The organism is Achromobacter arsenitoxydans SY8, assembly GCF_000236785.1.
Lineage (GTDB): Bacteria > Pseudomonadota > Gammaproteobacteria > Burkholderiales > Burkholderiaceae_B > Achromobacter > Achromobacter arsenitoxydans.
In genome coordinates, this window is sequence record NZ_AGUF01000052.1 from 1 (window position 1) to 20,044 (window position 20,044).

At 68.6% G+C, this 20,044-nt stretch carries 8 protein-coding genes; 3 read left to right on the top strand and 5 right to left on the bottom strand.

All coding sequences use genetic code 11. The annotated features are described in order from the left end of the window. The coding region (locus tag KYC_RS14200) for a TerC family protein (RefSeq protein ID WP_008163381.1) at nucleotides 1-1,154 on the top strand (1,154 nt) is incomplete at its 5' end. Between the two features lie 34 nt (nucleotides 1,155-1,188). Here KYC_RS14200 and KYC_RS14205 read toward each other — a convergent pair. The 4 genes from KYC_RS14205 to KYC_RS14220 form a co-directional block, all read right to left on the bottom strand. Next, on the bottom strand, nucleotides 1,189-1,695 hold the full coding sequence (locus KYC_RS14205; RefSeq protein WP_043518446.1) for a hypothetical protein: 507 nt from the start codon (nucleotides 1,693-1,695) through the stop codon (nucleotides 1,189-1,191). 198 nt (nucleotides 1,696-1,893) lie between these two features. Then, nucleotides 1,894-14,796: an autotransporter-associated beta strand repeat-containing protein gene (locus tag KYC_RS30055; protein WP_008163385.1), complete on the bottom strand. Its 12,903-nt coding sequence runs from the start codon at nucleotides 14,794-14,796 to the stop codon at nucleotides 1,894-1,896. A gap of 621 nt (nucleotides 14,797-15,417) precedes the next feature. Further along, nucleotides 15,418-16,059: an FMN-dependent NADH-azoreductase gene (locus KYC_RS14215; RefSeq protein ID WP_008163386.1), complete on the bottom strand. Its 642-nt coding sequence runs from the start codon at nucleotides 16,057-16,059 to the stop codon at nucleotides 15,418-15,420. Next, nucleotides 16,056-16,517: a GNAT family N-acetyltransferase gene (locus tag KYC_RS14220; protein ID WP_008163388.1), complete on the bottom strand. Its 462-nt coding sequence runs from the start codon at nucleotides 16,515-16,517 to the stop codon at nucleotides 16,056-16,058. The genes KYC_RS14215 and KYC_RS14220 overlap by 4 nt, the downstream gene beginning before the upstream one ends. A 114-nt stretch (nucleotides 16,518-16,631) precedes the next feature. Here KYC_RS14220 and pdxR point away from each other — a divergent pair, with 114 nt between their 5' ends. Beyond that, nucleotides 16,632-18,056 carry a MocR-like pyridoxine biosynthesis transcription factor PdxR gene (pdxR, locus tag KYC_RS14225; protein ID WP_043518514.1) on the top strand — a complete coding sequence of 475 codons (1,425 nt, stop codon included), beginning with the start codon at nucleotides 16,632-16,634 and terminating at the stop codon, nucleotides 18,054-18,056. A 14-nt stretch (nucleotides 18,057-18,070) separates the two neighbouring features. Here the strand turns inward: pdxR and KYC_RS14230 are convergent, their stop codons facing one another. After that, on the bottom strand, nucleotides 18,071-18,550 hold the full coding sequence (locus tag KYC_RS14230) for a carboxymuconolactone decarboxylase family protein (RefSeq protein ID WP_008163391.1): 480 nt from the start codon (nucleotides 18,548-18,550) through the stop codon (nucleotides 18,071-18,073). Nucleotides 18,551-18,787: 237 nt separating this feature from the next. On the opposite strand from KYC_RS14230, the gene chrA reads away from it, so the two are divergent. After that, nucleotides 18,788-20,044 carry a chromate efflux transporter gene (gene chrA / locus KYC_RS14235; RefSeq protein WP_008163392.1) on the top strand — a complete coding sequence of 419 codons (1,257 nt, stop codon included), beginning with the start codon at nucleotides 18,788-18,790 and terminating at the stop codon, nucleotides 20,042-20,044.

A 20,044-nucleotide genomic window follows, 5' to 3' on the forward strand; every position in this document is an offset into this window, starting at 1 on the left:
ACGCGGTGTTCTCGCTGGATTCGGTCATTACCGCCGTCGGCATGGTGCAGGACCTGAGCATCATGATGATCGCCGTGGTGGTGGCGATGGCCGTCATGATGGTGGCCAGCCGCCCGCTGATGGCCTTTGTGGGCCGTCACCCCACCGTGGTCATCCTGTGCCTGGGCCTGCTGCTGATGATCGGCTTCAGCCTGGTCGCCGAAGGCCTGGGCTTCCATGTGCCCAAGGGCTACCTGTACGCCGCGATCGGCTTCTCGATCCTGATCGAGCTGTGCAACCAGCTTGCGCGCCGCAATCGCGCCCGCGGCACCCATGCCCTGGGACGCCGCCAGCGCACCGCCCAGGCCGTGCTGCGCCTGCTGCGCGGCGGCCGTGCCGGCCAGCCGATCCCGCAGGTGGACGAAGTGGTCGCGCTGGTCGACGGCGCGGGCGACGAGCCCGCCTTCGCGCCCGAGGAAAGCTCGATGATCGAGCGCGTGCTGTCCATCGGCGGCCGCGACGTGCGTTCCATCATGGTGCCGCGCGGCGACGTGATCTGGCTGGACGTGTCCGACACGCCCGACGCCATCGTGCGCAAGTTCGCCAGCGGCCACTCCCGCCTGCCGCTGTGCGCGGGCGATCCTGCCAACGTGCTGGGCGTGCTGCACTTCAAGGAAGTGCTGCCGCTGCTGCAGACCCCGGGCCCGCTCGACCTGGTCGAGCTGGCGCGCGAGCCGCGCTACGTGTTGGAAACCACGCCGGTGCTGAAGGTGCTGGATGAATTGCGCGCCTCGCGTGACCACATGCTCATCGTGGTGGACGAGCACGGCGTGTGCGAGGGCCTGGTGACGCCGATGGACGTGCTGACGGCGGTGGCCGGCGACCTGCCCGAACACCGCGAAGACCGGCCCGAGGCGCTGCAGCTGTCGGATGGCTCGTGGTTGCTGGAAGGACGCCTGTCGGTGAACGAGGCCGCGCGCCTGCTGGATGCGCAGGCCCTGGCCGATGACTATCCCGATGCCACGCTGGCCGGCTGCCTGCTGCGCGCCGGCGGCCGGATTCCGGAAACCGGCGATACGGTCCTGCTGCGCGACTGGGGGTTTGAAGTGACCCGGCGCGAAGGCCTGCGGATCGACCAGGTGCATGCGCGGCCGATCCAGCCGGAGGCCGCGTAGGCCGACTGACCGGGCGCGGTTTGCGCCGCGCGCCTCAGCTGCAGATGCGCCGCCACGGCGACCGGTTCACCGGGCAGTAGCCAGGACAGCGCGTGGCGACAGCCTTGCCGCTGAGGCATTCGTCATTGGCCTCGGTGAAGCCGTAGGGCGTGCTGCCATAGCATCCGCAAAGCTCCAGCACGGTGCCGGGCGGATGCTTGGCGGGTTCGGCGGCCGGCTTGGACGCGGCCTTGGAAACGTCTGCGGACTGCGCCGCGGCGGGCGGCGATGGCGCGGGAGCCGTCGCGGACGGCGCGGCGCGTGCGGCGGGTTCCGCTGCTGGGGCGGGCGCACGGGCAGGGCGCGTATCGCGGGCGGCGAGCCGGTCCTTCACGGCGTCGGGGCTCATGCCGCAGCGCTTGGCGATCGTCGATACGCTGCGGCCGGCATCGGCCATGGCGCGCAGCGTCTTGTCGCTGCAGGCCGCCTGCGCGGCGGTTCCCGCCAGCGCGCCCAGCACCAGCAGCGCGCACACCAATAGACCAGACCTGCATCGCGTCATGACTCGCCTCCCGCACGTGGGTGCGCCGGGGCAGCACTACGCCCGTGTTTGACCGCAAAGTTGCGGCCTAGCGTAAGGCGGGCAATTCCATGGTGTCAATGCGGCGCGAACGGATGGCCAGAATAGGTTGCGACGTGGCCGCGCCGACGCGGCCGCGGACGCCATCCGGTTGGTATCCGGACGGCGCCCGCCCTGGCCTCAGAAGCGCCAGCGCACGTTCAGGAAGCCGGCGTTTTCGCGGCTGCCATTGCCGAACTGGCCCTGGTAGCTCAAGCCGATCGCGGCGTTCTTGGACACCGAGACTTCCGCGCCCAATTCCGCCACCGCCGCATCGCGCGCGATCGGCGTGCCGGCAACGGTGAACGACGGGCCCGTGCTGAACGCCATGGTGCGCTCGGGATCCACGTCGCCCATCGCATGCCGCCAGCCCAGCGTTGCGCGCAGGCGGGCCGGAGCGCCCGCGATCTGCGTGTCGAGATTGCCGCGCACGCCGACCGTGGTGGTCGTGACATCGTTGCTTTCGCTGCCGGCCGACAGCGCGGCCGATCCGCCGTCTTCGGAGAAACCGCCCGTGCGCTGCTTGATCCAGGCTGCGCCGACGAAGGGCTCGATCGTCGCGTTCGGGGCGACAGGCATGGCGTAGCCCAATTCACCGAAGATCTGCGTCGTGTTGCCGTCGTAATCCGCCTTCAGCTCCTGGCCGTTCCCCCCGATGGCGAGGTTGCGCCGCGTTTCGATGTCCTGCCAGCTGTAGGCCGCGCCGGCCATGACATTCCACGCACTGCCCCCGGGCCGCACGAACGACTTGCCGCCGAACAGCGTGATGCTGTAGCTGTCGACGTCCGCCTTGGCGTTGCGGCTGTCCTGCCAGATCGTGCTGTCCTGGTAGCCCAGCGCCATGCCCACGCGCCAGCCGTCGCCCACGCGGATGTCCCCGCCCGCAAGCACGCCGCCGGTGCGCTGACGGTAGCTGGGCGCATTGCCGTCGCCGTCCTGGCTCTGCCAGTTGCCTAGCACTTCCGTCCATACGTTGCGCTGGCAGGAGAACTGCTCCGCGTAGCCGCCCGCGCTGCGTCCCGGGCCGCCGCAGGCCTGGCCGCGCCCTTCGCTGCGCAGGCTGTCGCGCAGGTGGTTCATCGGCAGCGTGCGCACCGATTCCGAACTGCGCACCAGCGCCGAGGCCAGCGAGGCGTGGCTGTCGCCCGAAAGCTGGCGGAAGGCTGCGGACGCCTGATCGCGGCTAAGCCCCAGGATGGACGCATACAGCGGCGAACCGGGATCGCTCCGACCCAGGGCTTGGGCCACGGCGCTCTGGTTCGACGTTTCGGCTACCGACTCGAAGCCGGTGTCGTTGCGCTGGAATGAGACGGTCACGTTGTTGGGGTCGTAGGCGACCGAGCCGTCCAGGAAGGCCAGCTCGGGCAGGGTGGCGCTGGCGAACGAGCCTTGTACGCCCTGGTCCGCCGTCAGCACCGTGTAGACGCTGCCCGCGGTCAACGGCGCGGTGCTGGTCACCTGCAATGCGCCGTCCAGCGTCGCCGAGCCCGCCACATGGACATTGGTGGCCGACTCCGGCCCCACATTGACGGCAAGCGTGGCCCCCGCGGCGTTGCTGAAGCTGTTGCTGATCTTCAGGCCGCCGCCGCTTGCGGGTTCGCTTTGCACCGTGCCGGCGTTGGTCAGGCTGGCGATGGCGCCGTTCCCGGTCAGGGTGGCGCCGGGATTGACCTGCACCGAAGCGGGCAGGGTGGCGGGGGATTGCGCGCTGCCCAATTGCACCGTGCCGGCCTCGATCGTTGCGTTGCCGCTGTACGTGTGGTCTCCATTGACGGCGAGCAGGCCGCCGCCCTGCTTGACCAGGTTCCCTGAGCCCGACAGGTTGCCCGCGAAGGCCCCGTCTTCGCCCTGGTTGAACACCAGCGTGGCGTTGTTGGCGATGGCGCCTTGCAGGCTGGACGTATCGCCGATAAGCGTGCCCGCGTTCACCTGGGTGCCGCCCGTGTAGCTCGAGACGCCCGCCAGGGTCAGTGCGCCGTCGCCTTCCTTGACCAATTGGCCCGCGCCGCGGACCGGGCCGGTCAGGGCGCCATCGCTGGCCTGGTTCACGTGCAGCGTGGTGCCGGCCGACGTATCGACGGCGCCCTGGATACTGGCGCTGTTGCCTTCCAACGTTCCTCCCGCAATCAGGGTTCCGCCCGTGTAGCCGTTGACCCCGTTAAGCACCAGCGTGCCATCGCCTTGCTTGATCAGCGCGCCGCTGCCGTTGATCGCCTGGTTCAGCGTGAAGGTCTGGCCGGCGGCCACCACGTCGATGCCGCCGCCTGCGCCGTCCAGCGAGATATTGCGCGCCGTCGTGGCGTAGGCCGGGTCCGCGATGCGCAGCGTGCCGCCGTCGATGGATACGGCGCCGCCGTTGCCCAGCTGATCGTCGGCGCTGACCTGCAGGACGCCGCTGCGGATGGCGGTGTTGCCGGTGTAGGTGTTCGCGCCCTCCAGGATCAGCGTGCCGCCGTTCGATTTCTCGATGCCGCCCGCGCCCGTGATGGGCGCCGAGATCGTAGCGGTGGCGCCGTTCTCCACGCGAATGGGCGCCTGCGCCTGGGCAACGGCGATCGCGCCCGCCGCGCCGGCCTGCAGCGTGTAGCCGTCGGTCAGGAACTGCAGTCCAGTCACGTTCTGCGCGCCCTCGATGCTGACCGTGCCGGCGGCACCCGAGAACACCGCGTACTTGCCGTTCCACGTTTCGGCGGTGGCGCCCGACGCGTCTGTCCAGTTCGTGCCGGCCGCCGACCAGGCGCCCGAGCCGCCCGCGATAATGCCGTCGGGCGTAGTCTTGGCGCCATTCCAGAACTGGATCTCGCCGGGCTGGCTCTCCAGCACCAGGTTGATCTGGTTCGGCTGGGTCTGAAGCGTCAATTGCGAGGCGGCCAGACCTGACGGCAAGGTCCCGTACTGCAAGGCGTTGTCCGTCAGCGTGCCGCCATAGGCGAACAGCCGATAGACGCCGGTTCCCAGGTTGCCGCCATCGGCGATGTTCAGCACGCCGTCCAGCCTGAGATCCTGCGCCACCGTCACTGCCGTGGTCGCCGAGTTGGGGGTGCCCAGCGTGAAGTCGAGCTGCGTGCCATTGGACAGCGCAAGGCTGCGCGCGAACGAAATCGGATTGCCGGGCGTGCCCGCGACCAGGTGCGCGTCGTCCTCAAGCTCCACGTCGGCCACGACCGCGCCCGAACCGCCCAGGTTTGCGCCGGCATTGACGGTCACGCCGCCACCCGTGAGCGTCCCGTCAACCCGCAGCGTGCCGCTGTTGACGGTGGTGCCGCCGCCCACGTTGTTGTTGCCCGTGAGCGTCAGGGCGGCGTTGCCGTCCTTGGTCAGCGTGCCGGTATTGTTGCCGGTCGTGCTGATGTTCCCGGCGTAGGTGCCGTCGACGCCGTTCTGGTCGAACACAATGGCGCTGCCATCGACCACCGTGATGTTGCCTTGTAGGCTGCCGGCGTTGCCGGCCAGCGTGCCGGCGTTCACCAGCGTGCCGCCCGTGTAGGTGTTGGCGCCGGTCAAGGTGACGACGTCGCCGCCGTTCTTGACCAGTCCGCCGCCGCCCGTGATGGCGCCCGCGTAGGCGCCGTCTCCTGCGTTCTGGTTGAACACCACGGTGGTGCCGGCGGCGGTCGCAATGTTGCCGGTCAAGCTGCCGGTATTGCCCGCCAGCGTGCCGCCGGTCAGCGTGGTGCCGCCCGTGTACTGGTTCTGGCCCGTCAGCGTCAGCGTCGACCCGTCGGCCTTAACCAGGCTCCCGCCGCCCGTGATGTCGCCAGCCAGGGTGAGGTCGTTGGCGCCCGATACCGTCAGCGGCGCATCCAGGGCGATGTCATTGCCCAGGGCGATGCCGGAAGCACCCGCCTGCAGCGTGCCCGGACCCGCGACCGTCAGGCCGCCCGTGCCCAGCGCGGCATTGTTGCCGGCGATGATCGCGCCGTCGGCCAGCACCGTTCCCCCCGCATAGGTATTGGCGTTGCCCAGTGTCAGCGTGGACGAGCCGGTCTTGGTCAGGGGACCGGTTCCGCCCACCACGCCGTTGAGCGCCAGGTCGCCCGACCCGCCCACCGTGACGGGGCCTTCGAGTTGCACCGTGTTGTCCAGCGAGACGCCGAGGCCCAGCAGTGTGGTGCCGCCGGCCGCGGTCAGCGTGCCAGTCCCCACGGCGGTATCGCTGCCCAGCGCCAGCGTGCCGCCCGCAAGCCGGGTGCCGCCCTGATAGCTGTTGTCGCCGGTCAATGTCAGCACTCCCGCGCCGTCCTTGACCAGGCCGCCCGCGCCAGCTATCTGTCCATTCAGGCTCAGGCCTGCTCCCGTGATCGTCGTGATGCCGGCCAATGTGATGCCATTGGCCGCGCTGACCGGAACACTAGTCGTCAGGGTGGTGCCGTCGGCCGCGCTGAGCTGGCCCACGCCCAGAGCGGTGTCGCTGCCCAGCGCCAGCGTGCCGCTATTGAGCGCCACGCCGCCCTGGAAGCTGTTGGCGCCATTGAGCGCCAGCGTGTCCGTGCCGTTCTTCACCAGGCTGCCCGTTCCGCCGATGCCGCCGTTCAGGGTCAGGTCCGCGGAGCCCGGCAAGGCGAGGGCGCCGTTGAGCACGACATCGTTCTGCAGGGTTGCCGTCGTGGAAGCATCCAGTGCGGTGCCGTCCGCGGCGACCAGCGTGCCAGTACCCAGCGCGCCGGACGCGCCCACCGTGATCTGGCCGGCGTCCAGGCGCGTGTCGCCCTGATAGCTGTTGGCGTTGGCCAGCGTCAAGGTGCCGGGTCCGGTCTTGATCAGGCCGCCGGGGCCCGCCACCTCGCCCGACAGCGTCATGGCGGCGCCATTGGCGAATGTGACATCGCCTTGCAGGCCGACATTGTTCGCCAGCGCGACCGCGACATCGTTGGACAGCGTGGTGCCGTCGGCCGCCGTGAGCGTGCCGCTGCCCAGCGCGGTGTCCGTGCTGACCTTGATCTCGCCGGCCTGCAGCAGGGTGCCCCCAACGTAGGTGTTGGCGCCCGCCAGGACCAGCGTGCCGGCGCCCGTCTTGGTCAGCGTGGCCGCGGGATCCACCCCCGACACCAGGCCTGTGACGGTGTACGGGCTGGTGGCGACGTCGATTGCGCCGGCGCCCTCCAGGGTGAAGTCGCGCGCGGTCGAGCCCGCCGACTCGCCCGCATAGCGCAGCGTGCCGCCGTCGAACACGACGCGGTTCGTCGCGTCGCCCAACTGGTCGTCGGCGCTGATCTGCAGAACGCCGCCTTCGAGGCGCGTGTCGCCGACGTAGCTGTTGGCCTGGCTGAACACCAGCGTACCCCCGTCGCGTTTTGCGATCGTTGCATTGCCCGCGACGCTGGTGTCCAGCGTGGCCGTCATTCCCGCTTCGACCCGAAGCGTGGCTACTCCGTCGCTGCCGGGCGTCGCATTCAGGGCGCCGCCCGCCAGCGTGTAGCCGTCGGTCGAGAACTGCAGGCCCTGGAAGGTCTGGGTTCCCGCCACGGCGACCGTGCCGGCCTCGCCCTCGAACACGCCAAACCGGCTTCCCCAGGCGCTGGCCGTGCCTGCCGCGTCGGTCCAGTTCTGGGCGACGCTATCCCAGGCGCCCGAGCCGCCTTGCCAGAACTGGATCTCGCCGGCCTGGGATTCGTTCAGGACATTGACCTGTCCCGCCACGTTGGTCTGCAGCGAAATGACGCCCGGAGGCAGCGCTCCCAGGGCCAGGTTCATGGATGTGGCCGCGCCGGAATAGGTGATGACGCGGTAGACGCCCACGCCGAAATCGGGCGTGCCCTCGATGTTCAGCGTGCCGTTCAGGTCGACGTCGCCATGGACATTGATAAGGCTGCTGGCATTGGCCGCGCCCAGCACCGCATTGATGCTGGACGCATTGTCCAGCGTCAGCGCACCCACCGTCAGGGCGCCCGGCGCGGCGGAGTTCACCGACAGGCGGCCGCCGTTGTTCACATTGACCGCGCCGTTGGCCGTGCCGGAGCCCGTCAGGATGGCGCTCGGCCCGTTGACGTTGACACCGCTGCTTGCCAGCGTGCCCGTCAGTCTGACCGTACCGCTGTTGATGTCGAAGACGCCTGTGTGGCTGCTTGCGCCGCCCAGCGCCAGCGTGCCGGTCCCGACTTTCGTGAGGCTGCCCGCGCCCGCCAGGTCGCCGCCGAAACTGCTGTCTACGTCGCCGCCCAGGGCCAGGCTGCCGTCGACCTGCAGTTTGCCCGCGCCGGACAGGGCGGCGATGGATTCGGCGCCCGTCAGTTGCAGCGTTGCGCCGTCGTCGATGCGAACGCCGGAGGCGGACGAGATGATGTTGCTGCCTTGCGTGGCCAGCGTGCCCTGCGCGACGCCAATGGCGCCCGTCAGCGTATTGGCGCCGCTGAGCGTCAGCGCGCCCGTTCCGGACTTCTCGACGTTGCCTGCGCCGGACAGGACCCCGGAATAGGCGCCCGAGGCATCCTGATTGAAGGTGAGGGTGGTGCCGGCGCTGGTGGCGACCGGTCCGGCGATGCTGTTCGAATCGCCCGTGATCGCGCCCGCCTGCAGCTGCGTCCCGCCGGCATAGCTGTTGTTGCCCGCCAGCGTGAGCGTGCCCGCGCCGGTCTTGACCAGGCCCGCATTGCCGGAGATGTCGCCGCCCAGCGTCCAGTTGCCGGCGCCATCAACCGTCAGCGCATTGTCCAGCACCACGGCGTTCGCCAGGCTTACGCCGTCGGCCGCGGACAGCGTCGCGCCGCCCGTTACGGTCAGCGCGCCGGCGCCCAGGGCGGTGTCGCTGCCCGCGATCAGCGCGCCGCCGGCCAGCGTGGTTCCACCTGCGTAGGTGTTGTCGCCGGACAGCGCGAGCGTGGCGCCGCCGTTCTTGATCAATCCGTTGCCGCCGCTGATTCCGCCAGCCAGCGTCAGGTCCTGGCTGCCGTTTACGGTCAGGTCGCCGCCCGACAGGACGATGCCGTTGTTCAACGTGACGGCTTGCGTCGCGTCCAGCGCCGCATCGCCCGACACGGTCAAGGCGCCGGCCCCCAGCGCCTGGTCCGAGCCGGCCACGATCAGGCCTTGCGCGAGCGTCGTGCCGCCCTGATAGGCGTTGTCGCCCGACAGCGTCAACGTGTTGCCGTCCAGCTTGCTGATGGCGCCCGAGCCGGACACCGTGCCCGCCAGCGCGATGTCCTGGCCGCCCGATACCGCAAGTGGCGCGCCGTCCAGCACGATGGCGTTGGCCAGCGTCACCGCCGTATCCAGTCCCTGCAGGGCCGCCGCGCCGTTTACCGTCAGCACTCCGCTGCCCAAAGACGTGTCCGCGCCGACGCGCAGCGTGCCGCCGTCGATGCGCGTGCCGCCCGCGTAGGTGTTGGCGCCCGCCAGCGTCAGCGCGCCCGCGCCGGTGGCGGTCAGGCCGCCGGCGCCGGAGATCTCGCCGTTCAGCCGCAAGCCATTCGTCGCATCGAGGGCCAGCGTTTGTTCCAGGACCACGTTGTTGGCCAGCGCCACTGCCTGATCAGACGCCAATGTGGCGGCGCCGGCCACGGTCAGCGCGCCCGTGCCCAGCGCCGCGTCGTTGCCGGCACGCAAGACGCCCGCAGACAAAGTCGTTCCGCCCGCATAGCTGTTTGCAGCATCCAGCGTCAGCGTCGACGCGCCGCTTTTGGCGAGCGCACCCGCGCCGTCAATTCCGCCGCTGAGCGTAATGTCCCGGTCTCCGGTCACGTTCAACGCCGCCGACAGCGTCACGCCGTTGGCGACGGTCAGTGCCGGCCCCGGCTGCGCGCCCGACAGGCTGGCGTCCGCATTGACGAGCAGGGCGCCGGTGCCCAGCGAAGCGTCCTGGCCCAGGCGCAGGTTGCCGCCATTGAGCTGCGTGCCGCCTTGATACGCGTTGGCGCCCGCAAGGGTCAGCGTGGTGCCCGGGCCGCCCACGATAAGACCGCCCGCGCCGCCGATCGTACCCAGCAGTTCGGTGTCGTGGGTCTGCGCCAGCGTCAGGTCCGCGCCCGCGGTCACCTCCACGGCATTGTCCAGCGCCAGGTTGCCGGCGCCTTCCAGCGCCGCATCCCCCGTCACGCTTAACAGGCCGGCGCCCAGCGCCGCATTGTTGCCCAACACCAGCAGGCCGCTGTCCAGCCGGGTGGCGGCGTGCGTATTCACGCCATTGAGCGTCAGGCTGCCCGCGCCGGACTTGATCAGCGTTCCGGATCCGGCAATGGCGTTATTCAGCGTCAGGTTGCCGGCGCCGCCGGCCGTCAGGTTCGCGCCCAGGCTGATCGCGTTGTCGAGCGCGTAGGATCCGTCGGACAGCAGGCCGGCCGCGCCGTTGACGTTCAACGCGCCGGCGCCCAGCGCGGCATTGCTGCCCACGCGGATCGCGCCGCCCGACAGTGCGGTGCCGCCGCCGTAGGTGTTCTCGCCATTGAGCGTCAGCGTGCCGGCGCCCGTCTTCGACAGCGCGCCGTTCGCGCCGGACACTACCCCGTTGAGCGTGAGGTCGTTGCTGCCGGGATTGGTCAGCGTCGCGCCCGCGCCGATGGCCACGTCGTTGGCCAGCGCCACGGCGGCCGACGCGTCGAGCGCGCCGGAGCCCGTCACGTCGAAGACGCCCGAGCCCAGCGCGGTATTGCTGCCAGCTGCAATCGTGCCGCCCGCCAGCGTCACGCCGCCGATGGCGCTGTTGTCGCCGCCCAGCGCCAGCGTGCCCGCGCCCGACTTGGTGAGCCGGCCGGCGCCCGAAAGCGCCTGGTTCAGCGTGAAGACGTTGCCGGCGTCGGCGATGTCGAAACCCGCGCCCGCGCCGACATCAATGGCCCGCGTGGTGCCCGTGTAGCCGGTGCCGGTCACGCGCAGGGTGCCGCCGCCAAAGCGCACGGCCGTGCCGGCCGCGCCCAGGTTGTTGTCCGCGCTGACCTGCAGCACACCCTCGCTGATCTGCGTGCCGCCCGTGTACTCGTTCGCGCCGCCCAGCACCAGCGTGCCCTGGTCGCGCTTGTTGAGCGCGCCCGCGCCGCGGATGACGCTGTTGATCGTGCCGGTGAGCGTCGGATCCACCCGGAAGTTGCTGGCGTCCGCGGCCAGGCGCAACGCGCCGCCCTGCAGCGTATAGCCGTCGGTGAAGAACTGCATGCCGGTCACGGCCTGTTCGCCCGCGACCGTGACCGCGCCGCCCGCTGCGCCGCCAAACACGGCGAAGCTGCCGCCCCAGGTCTGGCTGAGTTGTCCGGCCTGGTTGGTCCAGTTGGTCGATCCCGCCTGCCAGGTGCCGGCGCCGCCCGCCAGCGTGCCGTCCGCCAGCTGCTTCACGCCGTTCCAGAACTGCACGCTGCTGTCGCTGGTTTGCACCACCAGGTTCACCTGCTGGTTGACGGCGGTCTGGATCTGCAGATTCGATGGCACGGTGCCCGGGGGCAGGGAGCCCAGCGCCAGCCCGTTGTCCGTAAGCAGTCCGGTGTAGGTGATAAGGCGATAGACGCCTTCGCCGAATCCGCCCTTGTCGGTCACATTCAGGTCGCCGTCCAGCGTGAGATTGCCGTTGACCTGCACCAGCGTCTGCGGCGTGGCCTGCGGCGCGCCCAGCGCTACGTTGAACTGCGAGCCCTGATTCAGCGTCAGGCCGCCCATTGTCAGCGTCTGGCCGGACGTGGCCGACAGCGCGCCGCCCGATGCGATGGTGGTCAGGCCCGAGAGTACGCCCGAGCCCGCCAGCGTCGCGCCCGCGCCCACGTTCACCTGCGAGCTGGCCAGGCTGCCATTGACGTTCAGCGTACCGCCCGCCACGTCCATGTTGCCGCTCTGCGTGTTGTTGCCGGTCAGCGTCAGGCTGCCCGACCCGGCCTTGACGAAGCTGCCCGCGCCGGAAAGCGCGCCGCCGAACATCGAATCCGCGTTGTCCTGTCCCATCCGCACGGTCGCGCCAGCGCCCAGGTCCAGTCTGCCGGCGCCAGCAAGCGACCCAAAGGTCTCGCTGTCGGCCAGACGCAGCACGGTGCCGCCGCTCAGATTGACGGAGAGGGCGTCGGCCAGCGCCTGCCCGCCACGCGCTTCGACGGTGCCGGACAGCAGGTTCAGCCCGCCTGTGAAGGTGTTCACCCCGCTCAGCACCAGTGTGCTGGCATTGGCCGCCACGTCCACGCTGCCGGCGCCGCTGATGGCGCCGCCATAGGTGGCGTCGGCACCCTGGGCGATCACCAGTTTCGAGTTGTTCAGCACGCTCGCGCCCAGGCTTCCGGCGCCAGCCTGCACGGTTCCGCTGGCGATCGTGGTGCCGGCATGGCTGTTGGCGCCTGTCAGTGTCAGCGTGCCTGTGCCGTTCATGACCAACCGACCGGGCCCGGCGATCGCGCCGCCCAGCCCGACATCGTTGGCGCCCCCCACCGTCAGGTTGCCGTTGAGCGCGACGTTGTTCACGAAATTGCGCGCAGCCGTGCTTTGGAAGCCGGCATCGCCGCCGACCGTTAGCGTGCCGCCGCCCAGTGCCGTGTCGCTGGCCGCAACCAGGGTGCCCGCGTTCAGCGCCACGCCGCCCGTGTGGGTGTTGTTGCCGGACAGCGTGAGCGCGCCCGCGTCGTTCAACGCGATGGCGCCGCCACCGCTCAGCGCGCCGGACAGGTTCAGCGTCTGACCGCTTGTCGCGATGCCCAGCGTGCTGCCCAGGCGGATGCCGTTGGCCACCGTCAGGTTGCCGGCCGCCAACGTCGACGCGCCTTGCACGTCCAGCAGACCCGTGCCCAGGCCCTGCGCATTCGCCAACGTCAGCGTGCCCGCATTGAGCAGTACGCCGCCCGTGTGCGTGTTTGCCGCCGACAAGGTCAGCCCGGCGCCGCCGTTCTTGACCAGCGTGCCGTTGCCCGACAGCGCTCCGGCCAGCGTGAGGTCCTGCGAGCCGCCAATTGTCAGCCGATCGTTCAGCACGAACTGGTTGCCCAGGCTGACGGGGGCGGCGCTGTCCACCGTGGCGGCGCCCGCCACGGTGATCAAGCCCGTGCCCAATGCATTATTCGCGCCCGCAACCACCGTTCCGGCATTGAGGGCGCCGCCGCCGAAGCTGTTGACGCCATTGAGCGTCAGCGTGCCTGCGCCTGACTTGACCAGCGTCCCGCCCGCGCCGGACAGCGCGCCGTTCAGCGTCAAGTTGTTGTCCCCGGTCACGGTCAAGGCATTGCCAAGCGTGAAGTTGTTGGCCAGGACCGAGCCCGTGCCCGTCGCGCTGCCTGCCAGCGTCGTCGCGCCGCTGACATTCACCGCGCCCGTGCCGAAGGCGCCCGAAGCGCCCACGTTCACTGTGCCGCCCGCCAGCGTCGTGCCGCCAGCGTAGGTGTTGGCGCCGTTGAGAGTCAGCACGCCCGCGCCCGTCTTGACCAGGGATCCGCCTGCGCTGATCGGACCGTTCAAGGTCAGCGCATCGGCGCCGTTGAGGGTCAGCGCATTGTTCAGCACGATGGCGTTCTGCAAGGCCACATTGGTGGACGAGGCCAGCGTCGCCGCCCCGTTGACCGTCAATGGGCCGGCGCCCAGCGCCGCGTCGTTGCCGACGATCAGGCCGCCCGCGCCGAGGCGCGTTGCGCCATGCGAATTTGCGCCCGTCAGCGTCAGGACCCCGGCGCCGCTCTTGACCAGCGCGGCGCTTCCCGACAGCGCGCCCGACAGGGTCAGGGCGGCCGGATTCGTCAGCGCCAGGTCGGCGTTCAGCACGACGTTGTTGGACAGATTGGTCGCGCTGCCCGCCTGCAGGGCCGATGCGCCATACACCACCAGGTCTCCCAGCCCAAGTGCGCTGTTCCCGCCCAGCGCCAGACCACCGCCACCCAGCCGCACGCCGCCAATGTGCGTGTTCGCCCCATTGAGCGTCAGCACGCCCGCGCCCGACTTGTCGAGCGCGCCGGCGCCAGCGATAACGCCGGACAGCGTGAGGTTGTTGGCGCCCTGGACGCCCAGACCGCCCGCATTGAGCTGAATCGCGTTGGCCAGCGAGAGTCCGGCAACGGAAGGCGCCAGCGCGCCGCCATTGCCAGTCAGCGTGCCCGTGCCGAAGGCCAGGTTGTTGTCGAAATTGACCAGGCCGCCGTTCAGCGTCGCCTGGCTGCTGACGAGCGGCCCGTTGATCGTCCAGGTGCCGCCGTTCACCCGCAGATTGCTGAAGTTCCGGTACACGGCCGAGCTGGCCGTGCCAGTGCCGCTTACGCCAGCAGCGCCCGGGTTTTGCAGTACGAGGGTGTTGTTGCCGTTAGCGCCGCCGTCCACGGTTCCGCCCATGGCAAATCCCAGCGCAACGCTCGCGTTCAGCCCGGCCACCGAGGCGTCCACGCCAATGGCGGCGCCGCCCGCCGTCACGGAAGATCCCGTTACGGCGGTGAACGTGTTGGTGCTGTTCTGCCCCATGCTCACGCTGCCGTTGATGGCCCCGGCGTTGACAAAGCTGTTGCCGGTGACCGACCGGCCCAGCCCGACCCGTCCGTTGATCACGCCGCCGGCGGCGTTGTTCACGGTGATCGGCGCGCCGCCGTAGGCGGCAATGACCGGCGTGGCGGCAGGCAGCAGCCCGGCCAGGACACCCGGCTTTGCGCTGATGATGCCCGTGTTGTCGATGTTGATGCTGCCCGCGGCGTTGCTCTGCAGGATGAGGGCGCTGCCCTCGACGGTATTGAGCAGGGAGAGGCCCAGCACCGATAGCCCGGCGCCGTACAGCGTGCCGCTGTTGTTGACGCGCACCGCGCCGCCGTTGGTCGCGTTGCCCATCATGACGCCCGATGTGCCAAGCGCAGCCAGCGCCAGCGTCGGATCGACCAGCCCCTGGTTTGTGAGGGTGGTGTTGCGCCCAGTGAGCTTGATGGCCGCGGCGCCGGGCAGGCTGACGGCAGGCCCGGAAGATTGTCCGGTCGCCGTCACCTGGACCGTGACGTCATTGGCGCTGCTGGTGACCGTGTTCGGGTTCAGCAGGCTGAATGCGTCATTGCAGATGATGGTCGTGCCGGTCGTCGTGCATGCCAGCGCGGCGGGAACGGGCGCCAGCAGTACGGCCAGCACGCGCCAGACGTAGTTCAGGCCCAGGGGAACCAGGGGACAGCCATGCCGGTGGCCAAGTCTCATGACAGCTCCAGAAACAGAAGGAGCCTTCCCCGTTTCGCAAGCGTCAACCATTCCGAAACGGAAAAAGCGGTTGCTGCAACTCAGGAAACCAAGCGGCGGTGTGTTTTTGTTCCTGCCGCTGAATTAGGGGTCAGTGTTGGGGGCAAAGGCAGGGCGAGGCTGTTAATAATCTGCGTTAAAGGTAACCAATAATCTCCTTAAAAATACGGATTATCTCTTGATGAAACACACGATAAGTTACTAACGTTTCTTATGGAATTGTCTGTTGAAAATAATGCGGCGGCGCAATATAAGGTGGCTTGTTTGGCCGAAAAAAAGAAAATATCCAGATAATTCGATTCGCAATGATTGTCATGTTATATACATAAGTCATTGATTTTAGTTGCTTTTAGTCTGCGACACTGCGCGCACTAGAAAGTGGGTTGGCATCCTGCATAGTCTAGATATTTATTATCGGGAATGAGATTTGCTGAGAAATAGTAGTAATTTTCAGAAAACACCGGATTATATGGATCTGCAATTCGCGAAAAAAATTCGTAAAAAATCCCCGGAGACAGGAGTCATCCGGGGAGAATCCGAAACGTATTCCGGCGCCATTCGCAAGCAAGCGTAAACGAGGGGTCAGACGCTCATTTCGGGCTGTTGCGCGGCAAACGAAATGCCTTCGATGGCGGCTTCGGCGCGCTCTCGGGCCGCTTCAAGCAGCGCCGGCCCGCGCGCCGTCCCCTCGACCGAAACGAACGTGACCTGCCTGAGCCCGATGGTCGCCAGGACATGCCGTAGATAGGGCGTCAGAAAGTCCGGCTGCCGAGCCTCGTCGCCGCTGAACGCGCCGCCCGACGAAATCGCCACATACACCGGACGATCTTCCAGCACGCCCACCTTGTTTCCCTGCGGCGTGATGCGGAACGTGCTGCGCACCCGCACCACGTGGTCCAGCCAGGACTTGAGCGACGACGGGACGGTGAAGTTGTGCATGGGCGTGGCCAGCACGATGTGGCTTGCGTCCGCCAGCATCTGGATCAGGCGGGCGGATGCCTTCAAAGACCCGCGGCCCAGCACATCGTGGGCCGGATCCGCCGGCGCGGCCAGCGCGGCGGCGTAATCGCTGTCGGCATGGGCCAGCGTGGTGGCGTCGAATTCCACGATGTCCAGGCCGTCTGCTGGTCCGGTGTGCGTCAGGCGGTCGACAATGCGCTGCGACAGGCGATAGCTTTCAGAGGCGAGTCCACGCGGACTGCAACGGATACGCAGGATGCTCATGCGGGTAATGCTCCCAGAGGTTTGCTGAAACGGATGGCGCTGGTCAGAAGGCCTTGCCGGAAATAGAAGCGCTGTGCGAGCGCGTTGCCCAGTCCCGTATCGAGTACGAGCCTGTCGCAGCCGGAATCGCGCGCCAGCTCGTCCAGCGCGCCGATGAGCCGGGCGCCCCAACGGCCGCCGCGACGGCTTTCGTCGACCACCAGGTCGTCGATGTACAGGAATCGGCCGTAGATCAGGTTTTCCTGATGGCGATAGCCGGCCAGCGCAATCGCCGCGCCGTCCTGCACGGCGGCCAGCAGGCGGTAGTGTTCCTGGCGCATGCGGCCGATGCGCTGGATAAAGTCTGCTTCGTCCGACAGATGGGGACGCAGCGCGCGCATCAGCGGCAGGCAGGCCCGAAGTTCTTCGGGCGTTTCCAGGTGACGCAAGACGGGTTCCGTCTTGGATGTGGTGTTCATTCGATGGTTGCCTGAAAGGAGGGCGGCTGCGGATGTCCGCCCCTTGCTCAGCACCCATCTTAGAAAGCGCATGCCATAATTTGAAGGGCCATAAAGGCCAATTTGGACTATGCCATGATTCCTTCCCGCCCCGACGGCCTGCTGTCCCTGTCCGGCGCCAGCGGCATCCCGCTGTACCGTCAGGTCTATGAGCGCTTCCGCAGCGCAATCGCCGAAGGCACGCTCAAGCCTGGCGACCGTATTCCGTCGGCGCGCGCGCTGGCCAAAGAAATCGGCGTGGCGCGCGGCACCATCGAGGTCGCGTACTCGCTTCTTGCCGCCGAGGGCTACATCCTGGCGCGCGGCCAGGCCGGCACCATCGTCGCCCCGAATCTGCAGCCGCAGGCAAAGGCCGCGCCGGCTTCCGCGCCCCGGGCCGCCAGCCGCCCCGACGCCGCCTGGCCGCACGCGCCCGCGCCGATACCTTTCCAGATGGGCCTGCCGGCCCTGGACGCCTTTCCGCGCAAGATCTGGGCCAGGCTGGGCGCGCGCCATCTGCGCGCCACGCAGCCGCCCGACCTGGCGTATCCCGATCCCTGCGGCCTGCTGGCGCTCAGGACCGCAACCGCCGCCTACTTGCAGGTGGCGCGCGGCATCCAATGCACGCCGTCGCAGGTGTTCATCACGTCCGGCTACAACAACACGATGCAGCTCATCCTGCAGGCGCTGTTCAAGCCGGGCGACTCGGTCTGGGTGGAGGACCCCGGCTATCCGCCGACCCGCGCGCTGCTCAGGCAGGCGGGCATGCAGCCGGTGCCGGTGCGGGTGGACGCGGACGGCCTCGTGGTGGAGGCGGGCATCGCCGCCGAGCCGCGTGCGCGCGCGGCTGTCGTCACGCCCGCGCATCAGAGTCCGCTGTGCCTGTCCCTGTCGCTGCCGCGCCGGCAGGCGCTGCTGGAGTGGGCCGCGCACAGCAACGCGTGGATCGTGGAAGACGACTACGACGGCGAATACCGTTACGTCAGCCGTCCATTGCCGGCGTTGAAGAGCCTGGACCGGCAGGGGCGGGTGCTTTATGCAGGCACCTTCAGCAAGGTGCTGTTTCCCGGCTTGCGGCTGGCCTATCTGGTGGTGCCGGAAGCGCAGGCGCCGCGTTTCGAGCGGCTGTGCACGTTGCTGGCCGGCGGCGCGCCCGTGCTCATTCAGGGCATTCTGGCCTCGTTCATCAACGAAGGGCACTTCGGCCGCCATATCCAGCGCATGCGCCGCCTGTACAGCGAACGCCGCGATGGCGCGGCGGCGGGCCTATCGGCGGTGCTGGGATCGCGCCTGCGCATCGACCCGCAGCCCGGCGGGATGCACCTGGTGGCGCACATGGAAGGTCATCACACCGACCGGCCGCTGGCGGCGCGCATGCTCGAAAGCGGCCTATACGCGAACGCCTTGTCGCACTGGTCCGCGGCGCCGGACGCGCAGTCCGCGCTGCTGATGAGCTTCACGAATATCGCGTCGGCCGACCAGGCCGAGCAACTGGCTCGGCGGATCCTGGCGCTGATGTAGCGGGGCCGCGCGGCTCAGGTCAGGCCGGCCTTGTCCAGACCGTATTCCTTGTCCGCCGATCCCGGCACGGTGCGGAATGCGACGTTCAGGCGGTTCCAGCCATTGATGCCGACAACCAGGAACGTCAGGTCCGACAGCTCGCTCTCCGAAAACTGGGCCCGGACCGATTCGTAAATGTCGTCCGGCACGCCGTGAGGAGAAAGCGTGGTCAGGGCTTCGGTCCACGCCAGCGCTGCGCGTTCCCGGGCCGAAAACAGGGGCGACTCCCGCCAGATCGCGACATGGTGCAGGCGCAACGCGCGCTCGCCGCGGATCGTCGCTTCTTTTACGTGCATGTCCAGGCAGAAGCCGCAGCCGTTGATCTGCGAGGCGCGGATGTCCACGAGTTGGCCCAGTTCCTGGACCACGGGGACCTTTTTGAGCGTCATGCTGAAGTCCAGATACCGCTTGGACAGGACTTCCGAAACCTGGAAATAATTCAATCGCTGGCTCATGCCGATACCTTTCTGGTGTGTGGCGGTTCAAGGGCTGAGCGCCCATGATGCCGCCTGTTGGCCCAGCCATGAAGTGCCATGAACCCAGTTTTTGACTAGGCCATGATAAGCGCGGCTGCGGGTGTTGTGCGGGCCGCGTTTGGCCATTAATCCGATTGAATCGCGGGGCCGGCCCGGCTATAAGCTTGGATCTGGGGCCAGCGTTTCCGCGCCCCGGCCGCCACTACGCCGACATCCATGCCGCACCCATCGCCCCAAGACGAACACGTAGACAGCAAGCCTGCTGCTGGCACGATAGCCCAGGCCGGACGCGGTTCCTGTCTTGAGGTTTTCCTGATATTCCTGCGCCTGGGGTTTACGTCCTTCGGCGGCCCGGTGGCCCATCTTGGATACTTCCGCAGCGAATTCGTGGACCGGCGCCGCTGGCTGGACGACTACGCGTACTCGGATCTGGTGGCGCTGTGTCAGTTCCTGCCCGGCCCGGCCAGCAGCCAGGTCGGCATGGCGATCGGCCTGCGGCGGGCGGGATGGGCGGGCATGTTGGCGGCCTGGGTCGCTTTCACGCTGCCGTCGGCGCTTGCGCTGATCGGTTTCGCACTGGGTCTGGCCCATTACGGCTGGCTGTCGCAATCTGCCGCGGTGCACGGCTTGAAGGTCGCGGCGGTCGCCATCGTCGCCCAGGCGGTGTGGGGCATGGGCAGATCGCTGTGCCCCGACCGCTCGCGCGCCGCGCTGGCGGTAGCCGCCGCGCTCATCACGGTGATCCTGCCCACCGCGCTTGCGCAGATGGCGGCGGTGCTGCTCGGGGCCGTGGTCGGCGCCGCCTTTCTGCAGGTGCCCCCCCGGCCGATCCTGGCGAATTCCTCGCTGGGCGTGACACGCTGGGCAGGCTGGCTATCACTGGGCCTCTTCATCGCGCTGCTGGCCGGCTTGCCGGCGTGGGCGCTGCTGTCGAACGGCGCTCTGGCCAGCCAGATCGACGGGTTCTACCGCGCGGGCGCACTGGTGTTCGGCGGCGGGCATGTGGTGCTGCCGCTGCTGGAAACGGCATCGGTATCCACCGGCATGGTGTCCAGCGCCGACTTCCTGGCCGGCTACGGCGCGGCGCAGGCAATGCCGGGCCCGCTGTTCACCTTCGCGGCGTTTCTGGGCGCGCTAGCTTCAGGCCCCTTGTCCGGCTGGGCGGGCGGCCTGGCGCTTCTGTGCGTGATCTTCCTGCCCGGCGCCTTGCTGTTGACGGCCGCGCTGCCGTTCTGGGAATCCTTGCGGCGGCGGCCCGGCGTGCGCAACATGGTCGCGGGCGTCAATGCCAGCGTCGTCGGCATCCTGCTTGGCGCGCTGTACGACCCGGTCTGGACCAGCGCGATACTCGGCAAGGCCGACTTCGGCCTTGCGCTGCTGCTGTTCGCGCTGCTGGTCTATGGCCGCTGGTCGCCCGTATGGGTGGTGCTGCTGGCCGCGGCGGGCGGCTGGACGCTGGGCTGGCTGGTCTAG